The organism is Streptomyces chattanoogensis (genome assembly GCF_001294335.1).
GTDB lineage: Bacteria > Actinomycetota > Actinomycetes > Streptomycetales > Streptomycetaceae > Streptomyces > Streptomyces chattanoogensis.
The window spans coordinates 1-251 of record NZ_LGKG01000114.1 but is presented as its reverse complement, the minus strand read 5'-3'; the positions used below and the strand labels follow the sequence as shown (position 1 = coordinate 251).

Genomic DNA, 251 nt, shown 5'->3' with positions numbered 1-251 from the left:
CCAGGACACCGGCGGTATGCACCACCGCGCTGATCCGATGCCGGGCCACCAGGTCGGCCACGGCCGCCGCGTCGGTCACGTCGCATGCCTCGATGACCGCTTCGGCACCGCTGCCGCTGAGTTCGGCCACCAGCTCCTGCGCACCCTCGGCCGCGGGACCCCGGCGGCTGACCAGCAACAGATTGCGCACCCCGTGCTCGGTCACCAGGTGCCGGGCGACCGTACGGCCCAGGCCACCGGTCCCACCGGTG

General features: G+C 73.7%; 1 protein-coding gene. It reads right to left on the bottom strand.

Going from position 1 to position 251, the window contains the following annotated elements:
• On the bottom strand, nucleotides 1–251 hold a 251-nt coding region (locus tag ADL29_RS14780; protein ID WP_157878494.1), incomplete at both ends, for an SDR family NAD(P)-dependent oxidoreductase.